We start from the raw sequence: 16865 nt of genomic DNA on the forward strand, positions 1-16865 counted from the left end.
CAATTTGTTCACCCGCGAAGGCGGGTGCCCAGTCTGGGCACCCGCCTTCGCGGGTGAACAAGCTTTTCTGGTTCGTCAGCTTTCGTCCCGCTGCTCGTCGCCTCCATACGTCTTCGGCAAAACCGCCCCGACATGCGCCTCGCCCCGAGCCTCGGCCAACCGCATTTGCCGCTCGCGCTCCGCATAGCCCGCCCGCTGAGTCTCGTCCCGCGCATCATGACATGCCGGGCAACTCACCCCCTCCACATACAGCGGCGACGAACGATCCGTGACGCTAACCGGCATCCGGCACGCATGACACAGGACATGACTTCCCAACGTCAGCCCATGTCCGACCGCAACCCGCTGATCGAACACGAAACATTCCCCTTCCCAAAGGCTCTCCGCCTTGGGCACCGTCTCCAGATATTTCAGAATGCCGCCCTTGAGATGATACACCTCGTCGAGTCCCTCGGCCTTCAGGAACGCAGTCGACTTCTCGCACCGTATGCCTCCGGTGCAGAACATCGCGATCTTCGGTGGCGGGCCGTCGCCGACCAGTTCGTCGCGATGCTCGCGAAACCACGCCGGAAAGTCTCGAAACGTGCGCGTCTGCGGATCGACCGCGCCAGCAAACGTCCCGACCGTGACCTCGTAATCGTTGCGCGTGTCGATCACGATCGTCCCCGGCTCGGCGATCAGCGCGTTCCAGTCCTGCGGCTCGACATAATGGCCGACGCCCTCCAGCGGATCGATCGCAGGCTCGCCCATCGTCACGATCTCGCGCTTCAGCCGGACCTTCATCCGGTGGAACGGCATCGTCTCGGCACGGGACTCCTTCACATCGAGATCGGCACACCCAGGCAGCGCACGGATATGCGCGAGCACCGCGTCGATGCCCGCTTCGGACCCGGCGATCGTCCCGTTGATCCCCTCGGCAGCGAGCAGCAGCGTGCCTTTCACTTCATTCGAGCAGCAGACGTGCGCGAGCGGCGGCTGGATCGCGGCGATGTCGGCGAACGGCGTGAAGCGGTACAGCGCCACGACGCGGATGGGGAGGGTGTCGGTCATCGGTCTATCGTGCAGGGGAGGAGTGCCTTCCCTTAGCGCAACTCGGCAGCCGCGTCAGCCCGCGGTGACGATCATACCGTCGACCACCGCGACCGGCCAAGGTGTCAGCCGCGCGCCGCCACAGGGTCCACCGACGCAAACGCCGCTGTCGATCGCGAACAGCGCGGAGTGCCAGCTGCACGCGATCAAGTCGCCGCGCGGCGTGAGATACTCGTCGAGCACCTGCGCGAGCGGCAGGCCCATGTGCGGGCAGCGGTCGACATAACCGAACACCGCGTCGTCCTTGCGCACGACGAAGCCGTGAAAACGGCCCGCGCGCATCTGCAGCACGAAGTTTCGCGCCTTACCCTCGACGATCGCATCGAGCGGCGCAAGTTTGATCCCGCCAGGCGTCGCGGTCAGCCGTTCGCCGTCGCTCATGCGCGGTCGGCGTCGGGTTGCCGGTCTGGATGCGCGGCAGCGAAAGCGGCGATGGCGCGGGCTTTGTCGGCAGCAGCCATAAGGTGCGGGTAGGGCGAAAGATCGACCGCGAACCGCTCCGCCGAATAGACTTGCGGTACGAGATGACAGTCGGCGATCGTCGGTGTCGCGCCGAACGCGAAGCCGACGCCGTGACGCGCGATCATCGTCTCCAAGGCGGCGAAACCGTCGCCAATCCAGCCAGCAATCCAGCGGTTCACGGCCGCCTCGTCCGCGCCGAACTCGGCGCGCAAGGCGTTCAGGATACGGAGGTTGTTCACGGGGTGGATGTCGCACGCTATCGTCGCCGCCACCGCACGGACGATCGCTCGACCATTCGCGTCGACGGGAAGGAGCGGTGGATCAGGATATGTCTCGTCAATCCATTCGAGGATCGCGGGGCTCTGCGTCAGGACCGCATCGTCGGTTTGCAATGCCGGCACCAAGCCTTGTGGATTGAGCGCGCGATACCCCGCCTCGCGCTGCGCACCGGTGCGGAGATCGTGCGTGACCTGTTCGTAAGCGACGCCCTTCACGGCCAGCGCGATGCGGACGCGGTAGGCGGTGGTCGAGCGCCAATAGCCGTGCAGCGTCAGGCTCACTTCGGCACGATCGCCTTGGGGAAATCCGACCACACGGCATCGTAATCGAGTTGCGAATGCTCCAGCGCATAGGCAGTCGGCTTATACGGCCAGCAGCTTTCCAGCATGAACGCCATCGTCCCGTCGATCTTGTGCGGCTTCAAATCCGCCGCACTCGCACCTTGCCAGCTCGCCAGATCGGGGCCGTGTCCGGACATCAGATTATGCAGCGAGATGCCGCCAGGCGCGAACCCTTCGGCCTTCGCGTCGTACGCACCGGTGATCAGCCCCATCGCCTCCGACATGATGTTGCGGTGGAACCACGGCGGCCGGAACGTGCCCTCGGCGACCATCCAACGCGGCGGGAAGATCACGAAATCGGCGTTCGCGCGGCCGGGTACGTCGCTGGGCGAGGTCAGCAGCGTGAAGATCGACGGATCGGGATGATCGAAGCTGACGGTGTTGATCGTGTTGAACCGCGATAGATCGTAGCGCCACGGCGCGAGATTGCCGTGCCAAGCGACGACGTCGAGCGGCGAGTGATCGAGCGTGGTGATCCATAGCGACCCCATGAACTTCTGGACGACCTCGACCGGTTCGTCGCGATCCTCGAACCAGGCGACCGGCGTCTCGAAATCGCGTGGGTTGGCAAGGCCGTTGGCGCCGATCGGGCCAAGGTCGGGCAGGCGGAACAGCGCGCCATGGTTCTCCGCGACATAGCCGCGCGCTTCGCCGTCGGGGAGTTCGGCGCGGAAGCGGACGCCGCGGGGGACGAGGGCGATCTGCCCGGGCGCGATGTCGATCCGGCCGAGTTCGGTCAGCAACCGGAGCCGCCCGCTCTGCGGCACGAACAGCAGTTCGCCATCTGCGTCCATGAACACGCGCGACATCATGTCGGTGTTGGCGGCATAGACGTGGAGCGCGACGCCTTCCAGATCGGCGGGATCGCGGTTGGCGAGCATCGTCGTCATGCCGTCGATCAGGTCGGTATTCGGGGCGGGCGCCTCGATCGGATCCCAGCGAAGGCGATTGGGCGCGAGCGGTGCGTCGGTGGTGCCCGGCGCGAACCGCTTGCCGCCGGTGTAGCGCTCGAACGGCGGGTGCTCGGCGGTCGGGCGCATCCGGTAGAGCCAGCTGCGGCGGTTCTCATGACGCGGCGCGGTGAACGCGGTGCCCGAGAGCTGCTCGGTGTAAAGGCCGAACGCGGGACGCTGCGGCGAATTGCGGCCAATCGGGAGCGCGCCGGGAATCGCCTCGGTCGATACGTGGTTGCCGAAGCCGGGTTGGTACTCAGTCTGGCCGGCGGTCTCGCCTGCGGCATCGATCGGCTGGTGGATTGTCATGGCTTCCTCTCCGTCACCTGTTCCGATCAACGCCCGAACCGCCGGCCGTTCAAACTCTTCTAACCCTCTCCCTCGGGGAGAGGGAGGGAGACGCGCGCTTGCGCGGCTGAAGGGTGAGGGCACGTACTGGCGTTGCGCGTGCCCTCACCCTCGGCGCTGGCGCGCCTTCCCTCTCCCCGAGGGAGAGGGTTTAGAACTCACGCGTCGACGGTTATGACTCCGCGGCGGATCTGGTCGAGCTCGATGCTTTCATACAACGCCTGGAAATTGCCGTTTCCGAAGCCCTCATTCCCCTTGCGCTGGATGATCTCGAAGAAGATCGGCCCGAACATGTTCTCGGTGAAGATCTGCAGCAACAGCCCTTCCTCACCGACATTGCCGTCGATCAGGATGCGGTTGCGGCGTAGGCGCTCCAGGTCGTGGCCGTGGTTCGGCACGCGCTTGTCGACCAGCTCGTAATAGGTCTCGATCGTGTCCTGCAGCTTGACGCCGCGTGCGCGCAGCTTCTCGACCGTCTCGAAAATGTCATCGGTGGTCAGCGCCAGATGCTGGATGCCCTCGCCATTGTAATCCTTCAGGAATTCCTCGATCTGGCTCTTGTCGTCCTGGCTCTCGTTCAGCGGGATTCGAATCGCGCGATCAGGCGCGATCATCGCCTGACTGAACAGCCCGGTTGCCTTGCCCTTGATGTCGAAATACTTCTGCTCTTCGAAGCCGAAGATCTGGCCGTAGAATTCGGCCCAAGTCCGCATCTGGCCGCGCTTCACATTGTGTGTGAGGTGATCGAGCAGGTCGAGACCGACATTGTTCGCAGCCTCCGCCTCCGCAGCACCCGGAACCTGGTTCCAGTCGTCGTACAGGCTGCCGGCCGCGCCATGCTTGTCGACGAGATACAGCAGCGAACCGCCGATCCCCTCAAGCACATAACTGCCCTCGCCGAGCGCACCCGCGGCGGGATCGGCCGCCTTGGCGCCGCGCGACAGCGCCGCGTCGAACGCTTCCTTCGCGTCGTGAACGCGGAACGCCATGCCGCTCGCCGACGGACCATGATCGGCGCGGAATGCCGCCGCGTGGCCGCCGTCCTCGCGATTGAGCAGCAGGTTGATGCGGCCCTGCTTGTAGCGCGTCACGGCTTTGGTCGGGTGAGTGGAGGCGGCGACGAAGCCGAACTGCTCGAACTGCGCGGCCATCCGGTCGGGATCGGGCGAGGTGAACTCGGCGAACTCGAACCCGTCGAGCCCCATCGGGTTTACGTCCATATGATCGACAGCGCTCATGATCGCATTCCTGACTGGTATCTGTTGTTACCAATCTGGCGGGTTGAAGAACTGGTGTCAATCGTTACGATTTCGCCATGCCCCACCGCGCACTCGTCCTGGACGATTTCATCCCGTATCGCCTGTCGATCACCTCGAACCTCGTCAGTGAGGCGGTGGCGGATACGTATGAGGCGCTGTTCGGGCTGACGATCCCGGAGTGGCGGCTGGTGGCGGTGGTCGCCGAAGCGGACGGGATCACGCAGCAGCAGATCGGCCAGCAGACGCGGATGGACAAGGTGACCGTCAGCCGCGCGGCGATCGCGCTGGTCGAGCGCGGGCTGATGCAGAGGCATGCGAACCCGGAGGATCGCCGCTCGCATCTACTGCGGCTGACCGACGACGGCGACACGCTCTACGCCTCGGTCGCGCCGAAAGCGCTGGACCTGGAACGGCGGATCTTCGCGGGCTTCTCAAGCGCAGAAGTCGAGCAGTTCGTCGCGATGCTGCGGCGGATCGATGCTGTGACGATTGACCTCGTTCAGGACTCCCACGGCGGCATCGGCGACCAGAGACCGCGCAGGTAATCGAGCAGCGCCGCCGTGCCCGACGACACGGGCCCGCGCGCATGCACGGCATAGATACCGACGTCCGCAGACCCCGCCAACTCCGGCAGGACCCGCACGAGCCGACCGCTCGCAAGATCTGCGCTGACGTCCCATAGCGAACGCAGCGCAATGCCGACGCCCGCCAGCGTGAGTTCGCGCACGACTTCGCTGGAGTTGGTCGCGACGTAGCTCGGGCGGTCGATCGTGACGTCGCCGTCTGGTCCAGTCAGGCGCCAAGGCATCTGGCCTTTCGCCGCGAGGAGGCGGTGTTTCGTGAGTTCAGCCGCGTCGTTTGGCGCAACGTAGCTTGGCGCAGCGCAGAGAACGCGGCGGCTGTCGGCGAGACGATAGCCGGTCAGGCTCGGCGGCACGGCAGGCGCGATCCGGATCGCGAGGTCTAGCCGGTCGCCGATCACGTCCGAGAAGCCGTCCGACAGATCGAGATCGAGTTCGATCGCAGGGTGCGCGTCGAGGAACGGCTTCAGGTGCGGCGCGATGTGCAGACGCCCGAACGACGTCGGCGCGCTGACCCGGAGTGGCCCCGCCGGAGTCTCGGCGCGGTCCGACACGCGCGCCTCGGCGTCGCGGATTGCGGCGAGGATCTCGATCATGTCCCGGTGATACGCAGCCCCCCGAGCGGTCAGTTCAAGCCGACGGGTCGTCCGGTTGAGCAACCTCACGCCAAGCCGTGCCTCCAGCCGCGCGATCCGCTTCGACACCATTGCCGGAGAGATACCAAGCGAACGCCCCGCCGCGCTCAGGCTGGCAGTGCGGACCACTTCGGCAAAGAGGACGATGTCGGGGTCCATTCGTTCTCCAGGCGATCAACAGCTTTCGGTTTATAGTGTCTAGTGGCCAAGATGGCGGGCGTCTATCGTGCTGGCAGAGCATAGGAGAGCAGCATGGCCGAGATGATCGAAAGGGCAGGTCTGAAGATCGCCGCGTCGCTGGTGGACTTCATCGAGACGCAGGCGCTGCCGGGCACGGGGCTCGATCCGGCGGCGTTCTGGCAGGGCGTGTCCGACATCTACGCGAAGTTCGCGCCGGAGAATGCCGCACTGCTCGCGGTCCGCGATGACCTTCAGGCAAAGATCGACGCCTGGCACGAAGCTCTCGGCGGCAAGGCGATCGAACAGGCCGGGTATCAGGCGTTCCTGCGCGAGATCGGTTACCTGGTCGACGAACCTGCGCTGTTCGCGGTCGCGCCGACCAATGTCGATGCGGAAGTCGCCGCGCTCGCCGGCGCGCAGTTGGTGGTGCCGATTCTCAATGCGCGCTTCCTGCTGAACGCGGCGAACGCGCGCTGGGGCAGCTTGTACGACGCGCTCTACGGCACCGATGCGATCCCAGGCGCGGCGTCCGGGAAGGGCTATGACGCTGCCCGAGGCGCGCAGGTGATTGCCTGGGCGAAGGCGTTCCTCGACGATGCCGTACCGCTGGCGAACGGGTCATGGACCGATTGGACTGGCGGAAGCCCCGAGCTTGCCCATCCAAGCCAACTCGTCGGGCATGCTGGCGACAACATTCTGTTATGTCACAATGGCCTGCACATCGAACTTGTGATCGACCCTGCGCATCCGATCGGGCGCGACGATCCCGCCAGCCTCGCCGACGTCGTGCTCGAATCCGCGCTGACGACCATCGCCGATCTGGAGGACTCGATCGCCGCTGTCGATGCGGAGGACAAGGTTGCCGCCTACGCCAATTGGCTCGGGCTGATGAAGGGCGACCTGACCGCCAGCTTCGAAAAGGGCGGGCGCACGGTCACGCGCGCGCTCGAACCGGACCGGCAGTACACCGCGCCAGACGGCAGCGCGTTCACGCTCCCCGGCCGCAGCCTGATGTTCGTGCGCAACGTCGGCCACCTCATGACGACGCCCGCGATTGTGCTCGCCGACGGCAACGAGGCGCCCGAAGGCATCCTCGACGGCATCGTCACGGCGCTGATAGCGCTGCATGACCTGAAGGGCACCGGCCGGATCCGCAACAGCCGCGCGGGCTCGATCTATATCGTCAAGCCGAAGATGCACGGCCCCGACGAGGCGGCCTTCACCAACCGCCTGTTCGACGCCATCGAGGATCTGCTCGGCCTCGCGCGCCACACCATCAAGGTCGGCGTGATGGACGAGGAGCGCCGCACGTCCGCCAATCTCGCCGCGTGCGTCGCCGCGGTGAAGGACCGCGTGATGTTCATCAACACCGGCTTCCTCGATCGCACCGGCGACGAGACGCACACCTCGATGCGCGCGGGCCCGATGATCCGCAAAGGCGAGATGAAGTCCTCGTCGTGGATCAAGGCATATGAGGATCGCAACGTCCAGATCGGGCTCGCCTGCGGGCTCAGCGGCAAGGCGCAGATCGGCAAGGGCATGTGGGCCGCGCCGGACCGGATGGCGGACATGCTGGAGCAGAAAATCGCGCATCCGATGACCGGCGCGAACACCGCCTGGGTGCCGTCGCCGACCGCCGCGACGCTGCACGCAACGCATTATCACCGCGTCGACGTGTTCGCGCGACAGGCGGAGCGCAAGGCCGAGCCGATCGCCTCGCTCGACGCGCTACTGACGATCCCGGTCGCAACCGGCCACAACTGGCAGCCGGACGAGGTCCGTGAAGAACTGGAGAACAACGCGCAGGGTATCCTCGGCTACGTCGTGCGCTGGATCGACCAGGGCGTCGGCTGCTCGAAGGTGCCCGACGTCCACGACATCGGCCTGATGGAGGACCGCGCGACGCTGCGGATCAGTTCTCAGCATATGGCGAACTGGCTGCTCCACGGCATCGCGACGCCCGACGAGGCCGACGCGGCGCTGCGGCGGATGGCGGCGAAGGTCGATGCGCAGAATGCGGGCGATCCGTTGTACCGGCCGATGGCGGGGCGTGAGGACGACAGCCTCGCGTTCCAGGCCGCCCGTGCGCTCGTGTTCGATGGCCTCACGCAGCCGAGCGGCTATACCGAGCCCTTGCTCCACGCGTATCGGGCGCGGGTCAAAGAAAGGGATGCCGATGCCGCTCTACGCGATCGAGGGTAAACGACCGACGCTCGGTGACGACGTCTGGGTAGCGCCCTCCGCCGACGTGATCGGCGATTCGCGGCTAGGGGAGGGTTCCAGCGTCTGGTTCGGTGCGGTGATCCGCGCGGACAACACGCCGATCCTCGTCGGCGCGCGGACGAACATCCAGGAGGGCGCGATGCTGCATTCCGATCCCGGCGCGCCGTTGACGATCGGCGAGGGCTGCACGATAGGCCATCATGCGATCCTCCACGGCTGCACGATCGGCAGCAACGTGCTGGTCGGGATGGGGGCGACGGTCCTCAACAATGCTGTGATCGGCGAGAATTGCCTGATCGGCGCGAATGCGCTTGTGACGGAGGGGAAGGTGTTTCCGGCGGGGAGCCTGATCGTCGGTTCGCCGGCTAAAGCGGTGCGCGAGTTGTCGCCCGAGGCGATTGCCGGGCTGACGATGTCGGCGGCGGCCTATGCGGCCAAGCAGCGCGTCTACGCCGAGGGGCTGACGCTGGTCGACGAACAATCCGGGCCCGGGAAATGACATCCACCCCGGCCAAAACCGGGATGGATGCTGCCCAAAATCGAAACTCGCGCGCGCCAGGTCAGAAGGTCAGGCGACCACCGAGCGAGACCTCGATCGCATGCGCGTTCCGGAGCAGGCCCCTGGTCAGGATCGGCGTCTGCACGGCGGTGCCGGCATAGGCAGCGGTGACGCGATCGATCGTCGTGTCGCTGAAGTCGATATAGTTCGCACCCAAATCGAACGCCATGCGCGGGGTCAGCTGGTAGCTGCCGCCGGCCGCATAGGTCCAGCGGTTGGCGTCAGGCACGCGCGCGTCGCGCAGACCGTCCTGGGTCGGCGTCTTGGCGCGCTGGATGCCGGCGCGCAGCGTTGCCTTCGGCGTGACGTCGTAGTCGAACCCGCCCGCCAGGCTCCAGCTGTCGCGGTAGCTTTCGGGAATCGCGGTATTCAGCGGTGCACCGAGATCGATCGTGTCGAACTTACTCCAGCTGTATGCGACGACCTGTGCGTTGAGCGTCAGCTTGTCCGTACCGCGGAAGCGGCCAGCGACGATCACCTGGCCGGGCGTGTTGAAGCTTGCCGTGGCGCCGTCGATCGAGACGTTCGAACTGGCCAACGGGCCGACCAGCCCGGTGATGTTCAGGCTGCCCTTCAGCTTATGGCGGATGCTCGACTTGTAGCTGACGCCGACGGTCGCGAAATCATTGTGCAACTGGACGCCAGCGGTCCAGCCGAGATCCCAGCCGTCGCCCTTCAGCTCCTGGAAGCCGTCCGGCTGCGCTGCCGACAGGTTGGGCAGCGCGTTGTTGAGGATCGCATCGGTGTATTCGATGTTGAGCGCGCCACCGACCCGCAGCCAGTCGGTGACCGCGATGCCGATTGAGGGCTGGATGTCGATCGTGCGCAGCCGCGTCTTGTCCGCAGTGTAGCGCGCCCAGCTATTCGCTTCGTAGTTGGTGGTGAAGCTGAACGGCGACGTCACCGCGACACCGATCGCGATGCGGTCGGTCAGCGGATAGGCGATCGAACCCGACGGAACGACGCCGTTGTTGATCGGATCGCTGGAAACGCTGTTGCCGCTGATCGGGGCGTAGCTGTTTCCGTTGGGCAGTCCCGTGGCCGAGAAGGTCGGGCGGCCGATCACGGTGCCGTTGTCGACCACGTCGCCCTTCGGCCGGATCACGGTCGCCGCGATCGCGGCGCTGCCGTCGCGGATGCCGGCAATCGCCGCGGGGTTCCACCACAGCGACGCGGCGCCGGTGTCGGCGGCCTCACCCGAAAAGGCGCGACCGGTGCCGCGCGCGGACTGCGACTGCAGATAGAAGGCGTTGGCGGAAGCGGCGCTCTCGAAGCCAAACGCGGAAACGAGCGCAGTGACAGCCAGCAACGGGGCCTTGGTACGAAACGACATGGGGAGGTCCTAAGCTAAGATACTGATTCAGATACGACGGCGGCGCCTTAGCGCACGCGCGTCCAGGTCTGCGTCTTGCAGAGCGGGAAGAACACGCAGCCGCGCAGCTTCAGCTGGTGCGCGCCGACGGGCGTGATCTTGCCGCTATAGGTCTTGCCGTCCTCGGCATTGTAGACCTGACCGCTGCTCCAGACGCCGTCCTTGTCGGGCTTGAACCCGCTGAGCATCTGCATGCCCTGGATCGGCCGGTTGCGCTGCGCCGTATTAGCGTTTTTGGCGTCCTTCATCGAAGGGTTTGCACGCAGCGCGTCGGAGGTCAGGATCTTGCCGCAGATCGACGGGCCACAGCGGGCGATCTCGACGATCGCGTTGTGCGTTTCGGTCTTCCAGCGGCCGACGACGGTGTCGGCGGTGGCAGGCGCTCCGGCGAGCAATGCGCCGATGATCAACAGGGACATCTTGTCTATCCTCTCCTAGCTGCGGGGTGACGCCGTACGTGTACGGTCGTCAATGTCTCGTAATGCGGTCGACGTTAGCGCGACCCTGTTGCCGTATAGGGCAAGTATAATGCCCCGTTAGAATTGTACAAAGACAAGTCAAGTCTTCTTACGCAATTCGGCGGGTGAAAAGATGTTCATCTCGCCAGTCATGCCGGGCTCGTTCCGGCATCAACCGTTCCGCACGCTCGAAGCCATCGAGTTCGCGGAACGGCGGACCCCGGAACAGGTCCGGGGTGACAATGAGGCGGGGCGAGATCAGTTCCGCAGCGGTTTGCCGGTCTGCAGCATGTGGACGACTCGAGCCTGTGTCCGCGGATCCTTCACGCTCGCCATGAACGCGGCGCGCTCGAGATCGAGTAACTGGTCCTCGGTTACTATATCCACCAGATCGGCCTCGCCACCGGTGAGCACCTCCGCGAGCCGGTCCGCGACGATCAGGTCATAGTCGGTCGCCAAACCCTTCTTGTGGAAGTCGGCCACCGCCATGCTCAGACCCGTCCGGCCACTCGCACCCGCCAACCGGAAGGTCGGCTTCTCCGGCGCCACATATCCCTCAACCAGCGACAACGCCTTGGCCTTCGCGTCCGCCAGCAAACGGTCGCGGTTCATGGTGATGCCGTCGTCCTTGCGCAGGATCATCATCTCCTTCGCCTCCGCCGCCGACTTGGCGACGACCGCGGTCGAGATACTCTGGAACACCTTGGTGAGCACCGGCATCGGCCCGTTCGGCAGCGTGCGCGACTTGGTCCAGCGGTCGAGCATCTCGCCATTGCCGCCCCAGCCGGGGACAAGCCCGACGCCGCACTCGACCAAACCCGCATAGGTCTCGGCATGCGCCTGCACAGCGTCGGAGTGGAGCAGGATCTCGCACCCGCCGCCGAGCGCGAGTCCGGCCGGCGCGCTGACGACGGGGAAGGGCGCGTATTTCAGCGCCTTGTACGCCTGCTGCCCGCCTGCGACGCTGGCCTCGACCATGTCCCAAAGGCCAGCCCCGACCGCGAACATCGCCGCGCCCAGGTTCGCGCCCGCCGAGAAGTTCGACGCTTCGTTATACACCACCAGCGCCTTGAAGCGCTCGCGGACGACCGGAATCGCCTCGTTGATGAGCGCGACGACCTGATCGTCGAGCGCGTTCATCTTGGTGTGGAATTCGAGCGCCGCGACGCCGTCGCCGACATCCCAGAGCGAAGCCGACAGGTTCTGGAGGATCGGCTGCGAGCGGAGCTTGATGTCCTCCAGCAGTTCGACGCCGTCTGCGCGCGGCACGTCGGCATACGCACCGTCCGCAGTGAGATACTGGCGCTGCCCGTTCTCGACGCGGTAGAACGGACGATCGCCCGCAGTCGTCAGGATCGTCGGAACGTCGCGACCTTCGTCGGCGAGGCGCGCGGCGAGCACACCCGGTCCCATCCGGTCGATCAGCTCGAACGGCCCGTATTTCCAGTTGTAGCCGAGCTTCATCGCGTCATCGATCGCGACGACATCGTCCGCGGCCTCACCGACGAGCATCGCCGCATAGGACAGCACGCTGCCGAGAATCGTCCACGCATAGGTCCCGATCTTGCCGGGCTCCGCAACAAGCGCGGCGAGATCCTTGCCGGTCTTGCCTGGCAGCTCGGCGGGCTTCGCCTCGGCGCGATACTCGCCGGTCACAAGGTCGAGCGACAGCTTGGTCCGCGTCGCCTTGTCGAAGCGGTAGAACCCGCCCTTGCCCTTGCGGCCGGTAAAGCCCTCCGCGATCATCTTGTCGACGAGCGGCAGCGGACGCAACGTATCGAAATACGGATCGCCTGCGGGCAGCGTGGACGACAGGCTCTTCGACAGCAACGGCATCAGGTCGACACCGACGAGATCGACCAACCCGAAAATGCCGGTCTTCGGCACGCCCATGGGCCGGCCGCCAATCTGGTCGGCTTCCTCGACAGTCAGCCCCTGGTCCATCGCCGCGTTGATCGCGATCGCCAGCCAGTACGTGCCGATGCGGTTGGCGATGAACCCCGGCGTATCCTTCGCCCGCACGATCCGCTTGCCCATAAAGCGATCGACGAAATCCTCGACCTTCTCCGCGACCGCCACGTCAGTGTGCTCGCCCCGGACGATCTCGACCAGCCGCATGTAGCGCGGCGGGTTGAAGAAATGCGTGATGAGGAAATCGGCCTTGAACTGCTCCGAACGCCCCTCGACGAGGTTGCCGAGCGGGATCGTCGAGGTGTTCGACGACACGGCGGTGCCAGGACGCTTCAGCGCCTCCAGCTTGGCATACAGCGCCTGCTTGATATCGAGCCGCTCGACGATCGCCTCGACGATCCAGTCGCACTCGGCGACACGGGCGAGATGATCGTCGATGTTGCCCGTCTCGACCAGCTTGGCCGCACGCTTCGACATGAAGGGTGCGGGGTCGGTCTTGAGCATCTTCGCGACCGCGCCCTTGGCCACCGCATCCCGGTCGTCGCCCTCGCGGGGGACGATATCGAGCAGCAGCACCGGGATGCCCGCATTGGCGACCTGAGCCGCAATGCCCGCGCCCATCACGCCTGCGCCGATGACGCAGACCTTTTTCACAACGTCGACCATCATGCGCGCTCCAGCACCGTTGCGATGCCCTGACCGCCGCCGATGCACTGGGTCGCCAGAGCGTAACGGCCACCTTCGCGCGACAGCAGCGAGGCCGCCTTGCCGACGATGCGCGCGCCGGTCGCGCCGAGTGGATGGCCGATCGCGATCGCGCCGCCATCAAGGTTGATCGTCTGCTCCTTCAGCCCGAGGTCGCGGATGCAGGCAATCGCCTGGCTAGCAAACGCCTCGTTGATCTCGACCACGTCGAGGTCGGCGACCGTGATGCCGGCGCGCTCAAGTGCCTTCTTCGAGGCCCCGATCGGGCCGAGCCCCATCGTCTCGGGCGCGCAACCCGACACGCCGATCGACTTGATCCGCGCGAGGATCGTCAGCCCGTGCTTCTTCGCGAACTCCTCCGAGGTGACCAGCACCGCGGACGCGCCATCGGTCAACGGGGAGGACGTGCCCGCCGTCACCGAACCGTCAGCGCTGAACGCGGGCTTCAGGCCGGCGAGCGCTTCGGTCGTCGTACCGGCGCGGATGGTGCCGTCCTGGCTGACCGGGCCAGCCTTGGTCTGGATCGTCACGATCTCGTCCGACAAGCGGCCATCGGCGCGCGCAGCGGCGGCCTTGTCCTGGCTCTTCACCGCGAACGCGTCCTGCTCGGCGCGCGTGATCTGGTAGTTGCGCGCGACGTTCTCGGCGGTCTCGCCCATGCCCATGTACGCGCCCGCGCTCTTCTTCGCGAGCTCGGGGTTGGGCAGGGGGTTGTAGCCGCCCATCGGTACGCGGCTCATCGATTCGAGCCCCGCGCAGATGAACGCCTCGCCCGCGCCGACCGCGATCTGGCCGTAGGCGATGTGGATCGCGCTCATCGACGACCCGCAGAACCGGTTGACCGTCATGCCGCCGACCGAGATCGGCAGGTCGGCGATCTGCGCGATCAGCTTGGCGACGTTGAGGCCCTGCTCGCCCTCGGGGAAAGCGCAGCCGAGGATGATGTCCTCGATCTCGGCCGGATCGACGCCGGTCTTGTCGAGCAACCCGCGAATCGTCTGCGCGGCGAGATCGTCCGGACGGACGCGGGCGAGCTCGCCTTTGCCGGCGAGGTGGAACGGCGAACGGGCGTACCCGGCGATGACGACGTTGGTCACGATGATCCTCTCATATTTCGGTCGACCCGGTTAACGCTTGCGGGTTACCCTTAAGGTGCGATACCTCACCTTTACGTCAAGGTGAAGCGGCCGACAATATGGCTTACGCACACCATGTTATGGAGAGCGACATGCAGGAGAGTTCCGTGGGCACCGCCGTCGGCGTACCGTTGCTGAGCGAGGCGCGATTGCTGGGCGACATGCTCGACACGTCGGTCCGGCGGTTCGGATCGCGCACCGTGCTCGATTTCCTCGGACGGACGATGACTTATGCCGAGCTCGGCGAGTCGGTGACCCGCGCCGCACGCGGGCTCCAGGACATGGGCGTGGTGAAGGGCACACGCGTAGCGCTGTGCCTGCCGAACACGCCCTATTACCCGATCCTGTTCTTCGCGATCCTCAAGGCCGGCGGCATCGTCGTCAACGTGAACCCGCTCTACGTCGAGCGCGAACTGGCCCATCTGCTCGAGGATTCGGGCGCGACGATCATCGCCACCTGCGACATTACCGAGATCCACGCGCGCGTCCTGAAGGTCGCGGGGCAGATGGGCGTGAAGCACGTCATCACCTGCCCGATCGCCGGCGCGTTGCCGACGCTGAAGTCGATCGCTTATCGCATCTTCAAGCGCGGCGAGATCGGCCACGTGCCGAGCGACGCGCGACACTCGACGTTCGACGCGCTTTTGAAGGCGAAGGGCGCGCCGACCCCGGTTGCGGTTTCCCCGGATGAGGTCGCGGTGCTGCAATATACCGGTGGGACGACCGGCGAGCCCAAGGCGGCGATGCTCAGCCACGCGAACCTCGTCGCGAACGCGGATGCGATGGTGACGTTCGTCGGCGGCGAGCAGCCCGAGCAGGACCGCGTGCTCGGCGCGTTGCCGCTGTTCCACGTCTTCGCGCTGACCACCGTGCTGACCTATTCGATCCGCGCCGGCGCGGAGATGATCCTGCTGCCGCGGTTCGAGTTGCAGCAGCTGCTCAAGACGATCGCGCGAACCAAGCCGAGCTATTTCCCCGCGGTGCCGACGATCTACGCGGCGATCACCACGGCCGCGGAGACACAGAAGATCGACCTGTCCTCGATCCACGCGTGCATCTCGGGCGGCGCGCCGTTGCCTGCAGAAGTGCGGATTGCGTTCGAGGCGGCGACCGGCGCCAAGCTGTGCGAGGGCTATGGCCTGTCCGAAGCCTCGCCGATCATCACCTGCAACCCGATCGACGGTCTCAACAAACCGGGCTCGGCCGGTCTGCCGTTCCCGGGCACGACGATCGAGATCCGCGACCGCGAGAACCCGACCCGGCTGCTGCCCGTCGGCGAGAATGGCGAAATCTGCGCGCGGGGTCCCCAGATCACGCAAGGCTATTGGCACAAGCCGGCCGCCACCGCAGACCTGTTCGCGGACGGCGCGCTGCGCACCGGCGACGTGGGACACCTCGACGAAGACGGGTATCTGTTCATCGTCGACCGTATCAAGGATTTGATCCTCGCCGGCGGCTACAACGTCTATCCGCGCGTGATCGAGGAGGCGCTGTACGAACACCCTTCCGTTCTGGAGGCGGTCGTGATCGGCGTGCCCGACAAATATCGCGGCCAGGCTCCCAAGGCGTTCGTCGTGCTCGCCGAAGGAGCGGTCGCTACCCCGCTCGAACTACGCGATTTTCTCCGCGACAAGATCAGCAAGATCGAGCTTCCCCGCGAGGTCGAAATCCGCGACAGTCTCCCCAAGACGCTGATCGGCAAGCTATCCAAAAAGGAACTTGTCGCAGAAGAGGCCGCAAAGGCCGTGGCGGCGGAGGCGAGGGGAGTGAACGCGTGAACGACCGACAGGACGATCTGACCGGCATACAGGAGGTCTCGCGCATGCTCGGCGTGAGCGCGCGGACGCTCCGGTTCTACGAGGACAAGGGGCTGATCGAGCCCTGCCGGATCGGTACTACGCGGGTCTATACAAGGCGTGAAGTGGCGCGGATGCAGCTGATTTTGCGGGGCAAGCGGCTTGGGTTCACGTTGCGCGACATCGAGGAGTTCCTCGACCTCTACGACGCCGACCCGCAGCACGTGGAGCAGATGCGCGCACTGGCAGAGCGCTGTCGCCAGCGGATCGAACTGCTGGATGCGCAACGCGAGGCGATCGTCCAGACGAGGGATGAACTGGAGAAGATCGAGCAGGAGGCGCTGGCGCGGATACCGGCCGGCTCCGTCTAAGCCGCGCGCATGGCGTGTTGGAGGGCTGGGCGATCCGCCTTCGTCATGCCGGGCTTGTTCCGGCATCCACGGTGGCACAAACCCGCGGAGTATGGAGAGTGCGGAACCGTGGACCCCGGAACACGTCCGGGGTGACGGGTAAAGGCTGAGGCGCGCACCCCGATATCTCACCCACGTTCTCCCGCGAAAGCGGGAGCCCAGGGTCAA

15 protein-coding genes are annotated in these 16865 nt (G+C 65.7%); 5 read left to right on the top strand and 10 right to left on the bottom strand.

The window, feature by feature from the left end; translation table 11 throughout:
- Positions 1-75: 75 nt before the first annotated feature.
- The 5 genes from trhO to hppD form a co-directional block, all read right to left on the bottom strand.
- A complete protein-coding gene (trhO, locus tag AC1MLZ_RS01765) occupies positions 76-1050 on the bottom strand; it encodes an oxygen-dependent tRNA uridine(34) hydroxylase TrhO (protein WP_480960170.1) in 975 nt (324 codons plus the stop codon).
- Between the two features lie 54 nt (positions 1051-1104).
- Positions 1105-1470, bottom strand: a complete 366-nt coding sequence (locus AC1MLZ_RS01770) for a Rieske (2Fe-2S) protein (RefSeq protein ID WP_480960171.1) — start codon at positions 1468-1470, stop codon at positions 1105-1107.
- Entirely contained in the window at positions 1467-2144 is a 678-nt protein-coding gene (gene maiA / locus AC1MLZ_RS01775) for a maleylacetoacetate isomerase (protein WP_480960172.1), read from the bottom strand. The genes AC1MLZ_RS01770 and maiA overlap by 4 nt, the downstream gene beginning before the upstream one ends.
- Positions 2108-3433, bottom strand: coding sequence for a homogentisate 1,2-dioxygenase (hmgA, locus tag AC1MLZ_RS01780; protein WP_480960173.1), 1326 nt, complete (start codon positions 3431-3433; stop codon positions 2108-2110). Before hmgA ends, maiA begins: the two co-directional genes overlap by 37 nt.
- A gap of 197 nt (positions 3434-3630) precedes the next feature.
- A complete protein-coding gene (hppD, locus tag AC1MLZ_RS01785; protein ID WP_480960174.1) occupies positions 3631-4710 on the bottom strand; it encodes a 4-hydroxyphenylpyruvate dioxygenase in 1080 nt (359 codons plus the stop codon).
- Between the two features lie 77 nt (positions 4711-4787).
- Between hppD and AC1MLZ_RS01790 the strand changes: the two genes are divergently transcribed.
- The gene (locus AC1MLZ_RS01790; protein WP_480960175.1) at positions 4788-5276 is read left to right on the top strand and encodes a MarR family winged helix-turn-helix transcriptional regulator; all 489 of its coding nucleotides are present in this window, start codon (positions 4788-4790) and stop codon (positions 5274-5276) included.
- Here AC1MLZ_RS01790 and AC1MLZ_RS01795 read toward each other — a convergent pair.
- Complete coding sequence (locus AC1MLZ_RS01795) at positions 5231-6106, bottom strand: LysR family transcriptional regulator (protein WP_480960176.1); 876 nt, start codon at positions 6104-6106, stop codon at positions 5231-5233. The two genes, AC1MLZ_RS01790 and AC1MLZ_RS01795, sit on opposite strands and share 46 nt — an antisense overlap.
- A gap of 102 nt (positions 6107-6208) precedes the next feature.
- Here AC1MLZ_RS01795 and AC1MLZ_RS01800 point away from each other — a divergent pair, with 102 nt between their 5' ends.
- Complete coding sequence (locus tag AC1MLZ_RS01800; protein WP_480961440.1) at positions 6209-8329, top strand: malate synthase G; 2121 nt, start codon at positions 6209-6211, stop codon at positions 8327-8329.
- Positions 8304-8849, top strand: a complete 546-nt coding sequence (locus AC1MLZ_RS01805; RefSeq protein ID WP_480960177.1) for a gamma carbonic anhydrase family protein — start codon at positions 8304-8306, stop codon at positions 8847-8849. The genes AC1MLZ_RS01800 and AC1MLZ_RS01805 overlap by 26 nt, the downstream gene beginning before the upstream one ends.
- A 61-nt stretch (positions 8850-8910) precedes the next feature.
- Here AC1MLZ_RS01805 and AC1MLZ_RS01810 read toward each other — a convergent pair whose 3' ends face one another.
- The 4 genes from AC1MLZ_RS01810 to AC1MLZ_RS01825 form a co-directional block, all read right to left on the bottom strand.
- Complete coding sequence (locus AC1MLZ_RS01810; RefSeq protein ID WP_480960178.1) at positions 8911-10242, bottom strand: OmpP1/FadL family transporter; 1332 nt, start codon at positions 10240-10242, stop codon at positions 8911-8913.
- A 47-nt stretch (positions 10243-10289) separates the two neighbouring features.
- Complete coding sequence (locus tag AC1MLZ_RS01815) at positions 10290-10700, bottom strand: DUF2147 domain-containing protein (protein ID WP_480960179.1); 411 nt, start codon at positions 10698-10700, stop codon at positions 10290-10292.
- Between the two features lie 297 nt (positions 10701-10997).
- Positions 10998-13316 (bottom strand): 3-hydroxyacyl-CoA dehydrogenase/enoyl-CoA hydratase family protein, encoded by a 2319-nt coding sequence (locus AC1MLZ_RS01820; RefSeq protein WP_480961441.1) that lies wholly within the window; start codon positions 13314-13316, stop codon positions 10998-11000.
- Entirely contained in the window at positions 13316-14452 is a 1137-nt protein-coding gene (locus AC1MLZ_RS01825; RefSeq protein ID WP_480960180.1) for a thiolase family protein, read from the bottom strand. The genes AC1MLZ_RS01820 and AC1MLZ_RS01825 overlap by 1 nt, the downstream gene beginning before the upstream one ends.
- Positions 14453-14583: 131 nt before the next feature.
- Between AC1MLZ_RS01825 and AC1MLZ_RS01830 the strand changes: the two genes are divergently transcribed.
- Both AC1MLZ_RS01830 and AC1MLZ_RS01835 read left to right on the top strand, forming a co-directional pair.
- On the top strand, positions 14584-16269 hold the full coding sequence (locus AC1MLZ_RS01830) for a long-chain-fatty-acid--CoA ligase (RefSeq protein ID WP_480960181.1): 1686 nt from the start codon (positions 14584-14586) through the stop codon (positions 16267-16269).
- Between the two features lie 44 nt (positions 16270-16313).
- Positions 16314-16658 carry a MerR family transcriptional regulator gene (locus tag AC1MLZ_RS01835; RefSeq protein WP_480961442.1) on the top strand — a complete coding sequence of 115 codons (345 nt, stop codon included), beginning with the start codon at positions 16314-16316 and terminating at the stop codon, positions 16656-16658.
- Positions 16659-16865: the final 207 nt, after the last annotated feature.

It is taken from the genome of Sphingomonas sp. PEI4 (genome assembly GCF_056679955.1).

What these genes read in the sequence shown, in the direction of transcription:
- AC1MLZ_RS01795 (WP_480960176.1), bottom strand. Translation starts at nt 6,106, where the DNA reads ATGGACCCCGACATCGTCCTCTTTGCCGAAGTGGTCCGCACTGCCAGC.
- AC1MLZ_RS01820 (WP_480961441.1), bottom strand. Translation starts at nt 13,316, where the DNA reads ATGGTCGACGTTGTGAAAAAGGTCTGCGTCATCGGCGCAGGCGTGATG.
- AC1MLZ_RS01800 (WP_480961440.1), top strand. Translation starts at nt 6,209, where the DNA reads ATGATCGAAAGGGCAGGTCTGAAGATCGCCGCGTCGCTGGTGGACTTC.
- hmgA (WP_480960173.1), bottom strand. Translation starts at nt 3,433, where the DNA reads ATGACAATCCACCAGCCGATCGATGCCGCAGGCGAGACCGCCGGCCAG.
- AC1MLZ_RS01770 (WP_480960171.1), bottom strand. Translation starts at nt 1,470, where the DNA reads ATGAGCGACGGCGAACGGCTGACCGCGACGCCTGGCGGGATCAAACTT.
- trhO (WP_480960170.1), bottom strand. Translation starts at nt 1,050, where the DNA reads ATGACCGACACCCTCCCCATCCGCGTCGTGGCGCTGTACCGCTTCACG.
- AC1MLZ_RS01805 (WP_480960177.1), top strand. Translation starts at nt 8,304, where the DNA reads ATGCCGCTCTACGCGATCGAGGGTAAACGACCGACGCTCGGTGACGAC.
- AC1MLZ_RS01815 (WP_480960179.1), bottom strand. Translation starts at nt 10,700, where the DNA reads ATGTCCCTGTTGATCATCGGCGCATTGCTCGCCGGAGCGCCTGCCACC.
- AC1MLZ_RS01810 (WP_480960178.1), bottom strand. Translation starts at nt 10,242, where the DNA reads ATGTCGTTTCGTACCAAGGCCCCGTTGCTGGCTGTCACTGCGCTCGTT.
- AC1MLZ_RS01790 (WP_480960175.1), top strand. Translation starts at nt 4,788, where the DNA reads ATGCCCCACCGCGCACTCGTCCTGGACGATTTCATCCCGTATCGCCTG.
- AC1MLZ_RS01830 (WP_480960181.1), top strand. Translation starts at nt 14,584, where the DNA reads ATGCAGGAGAGTTCCGTGGGCACCGCCGTCGGCGTACCGTTGCTGAGC.
- hppD (WP_480960174.1), bottom strand. Translation starts at nt 4,710, where the DNA reads ATGAGCGCTGTCGATCATATGGACGTAAACCCGATGGGGCTCGACGGG.
- AC1MLZ_RS01835 (WP_480961442.1), top strand. Translation starts at nt 16,314, where the DNA reads ATGCTCGGCGTGAGCGCGCGGACGCTCCGGTTCTACGAGGACAAGGGG.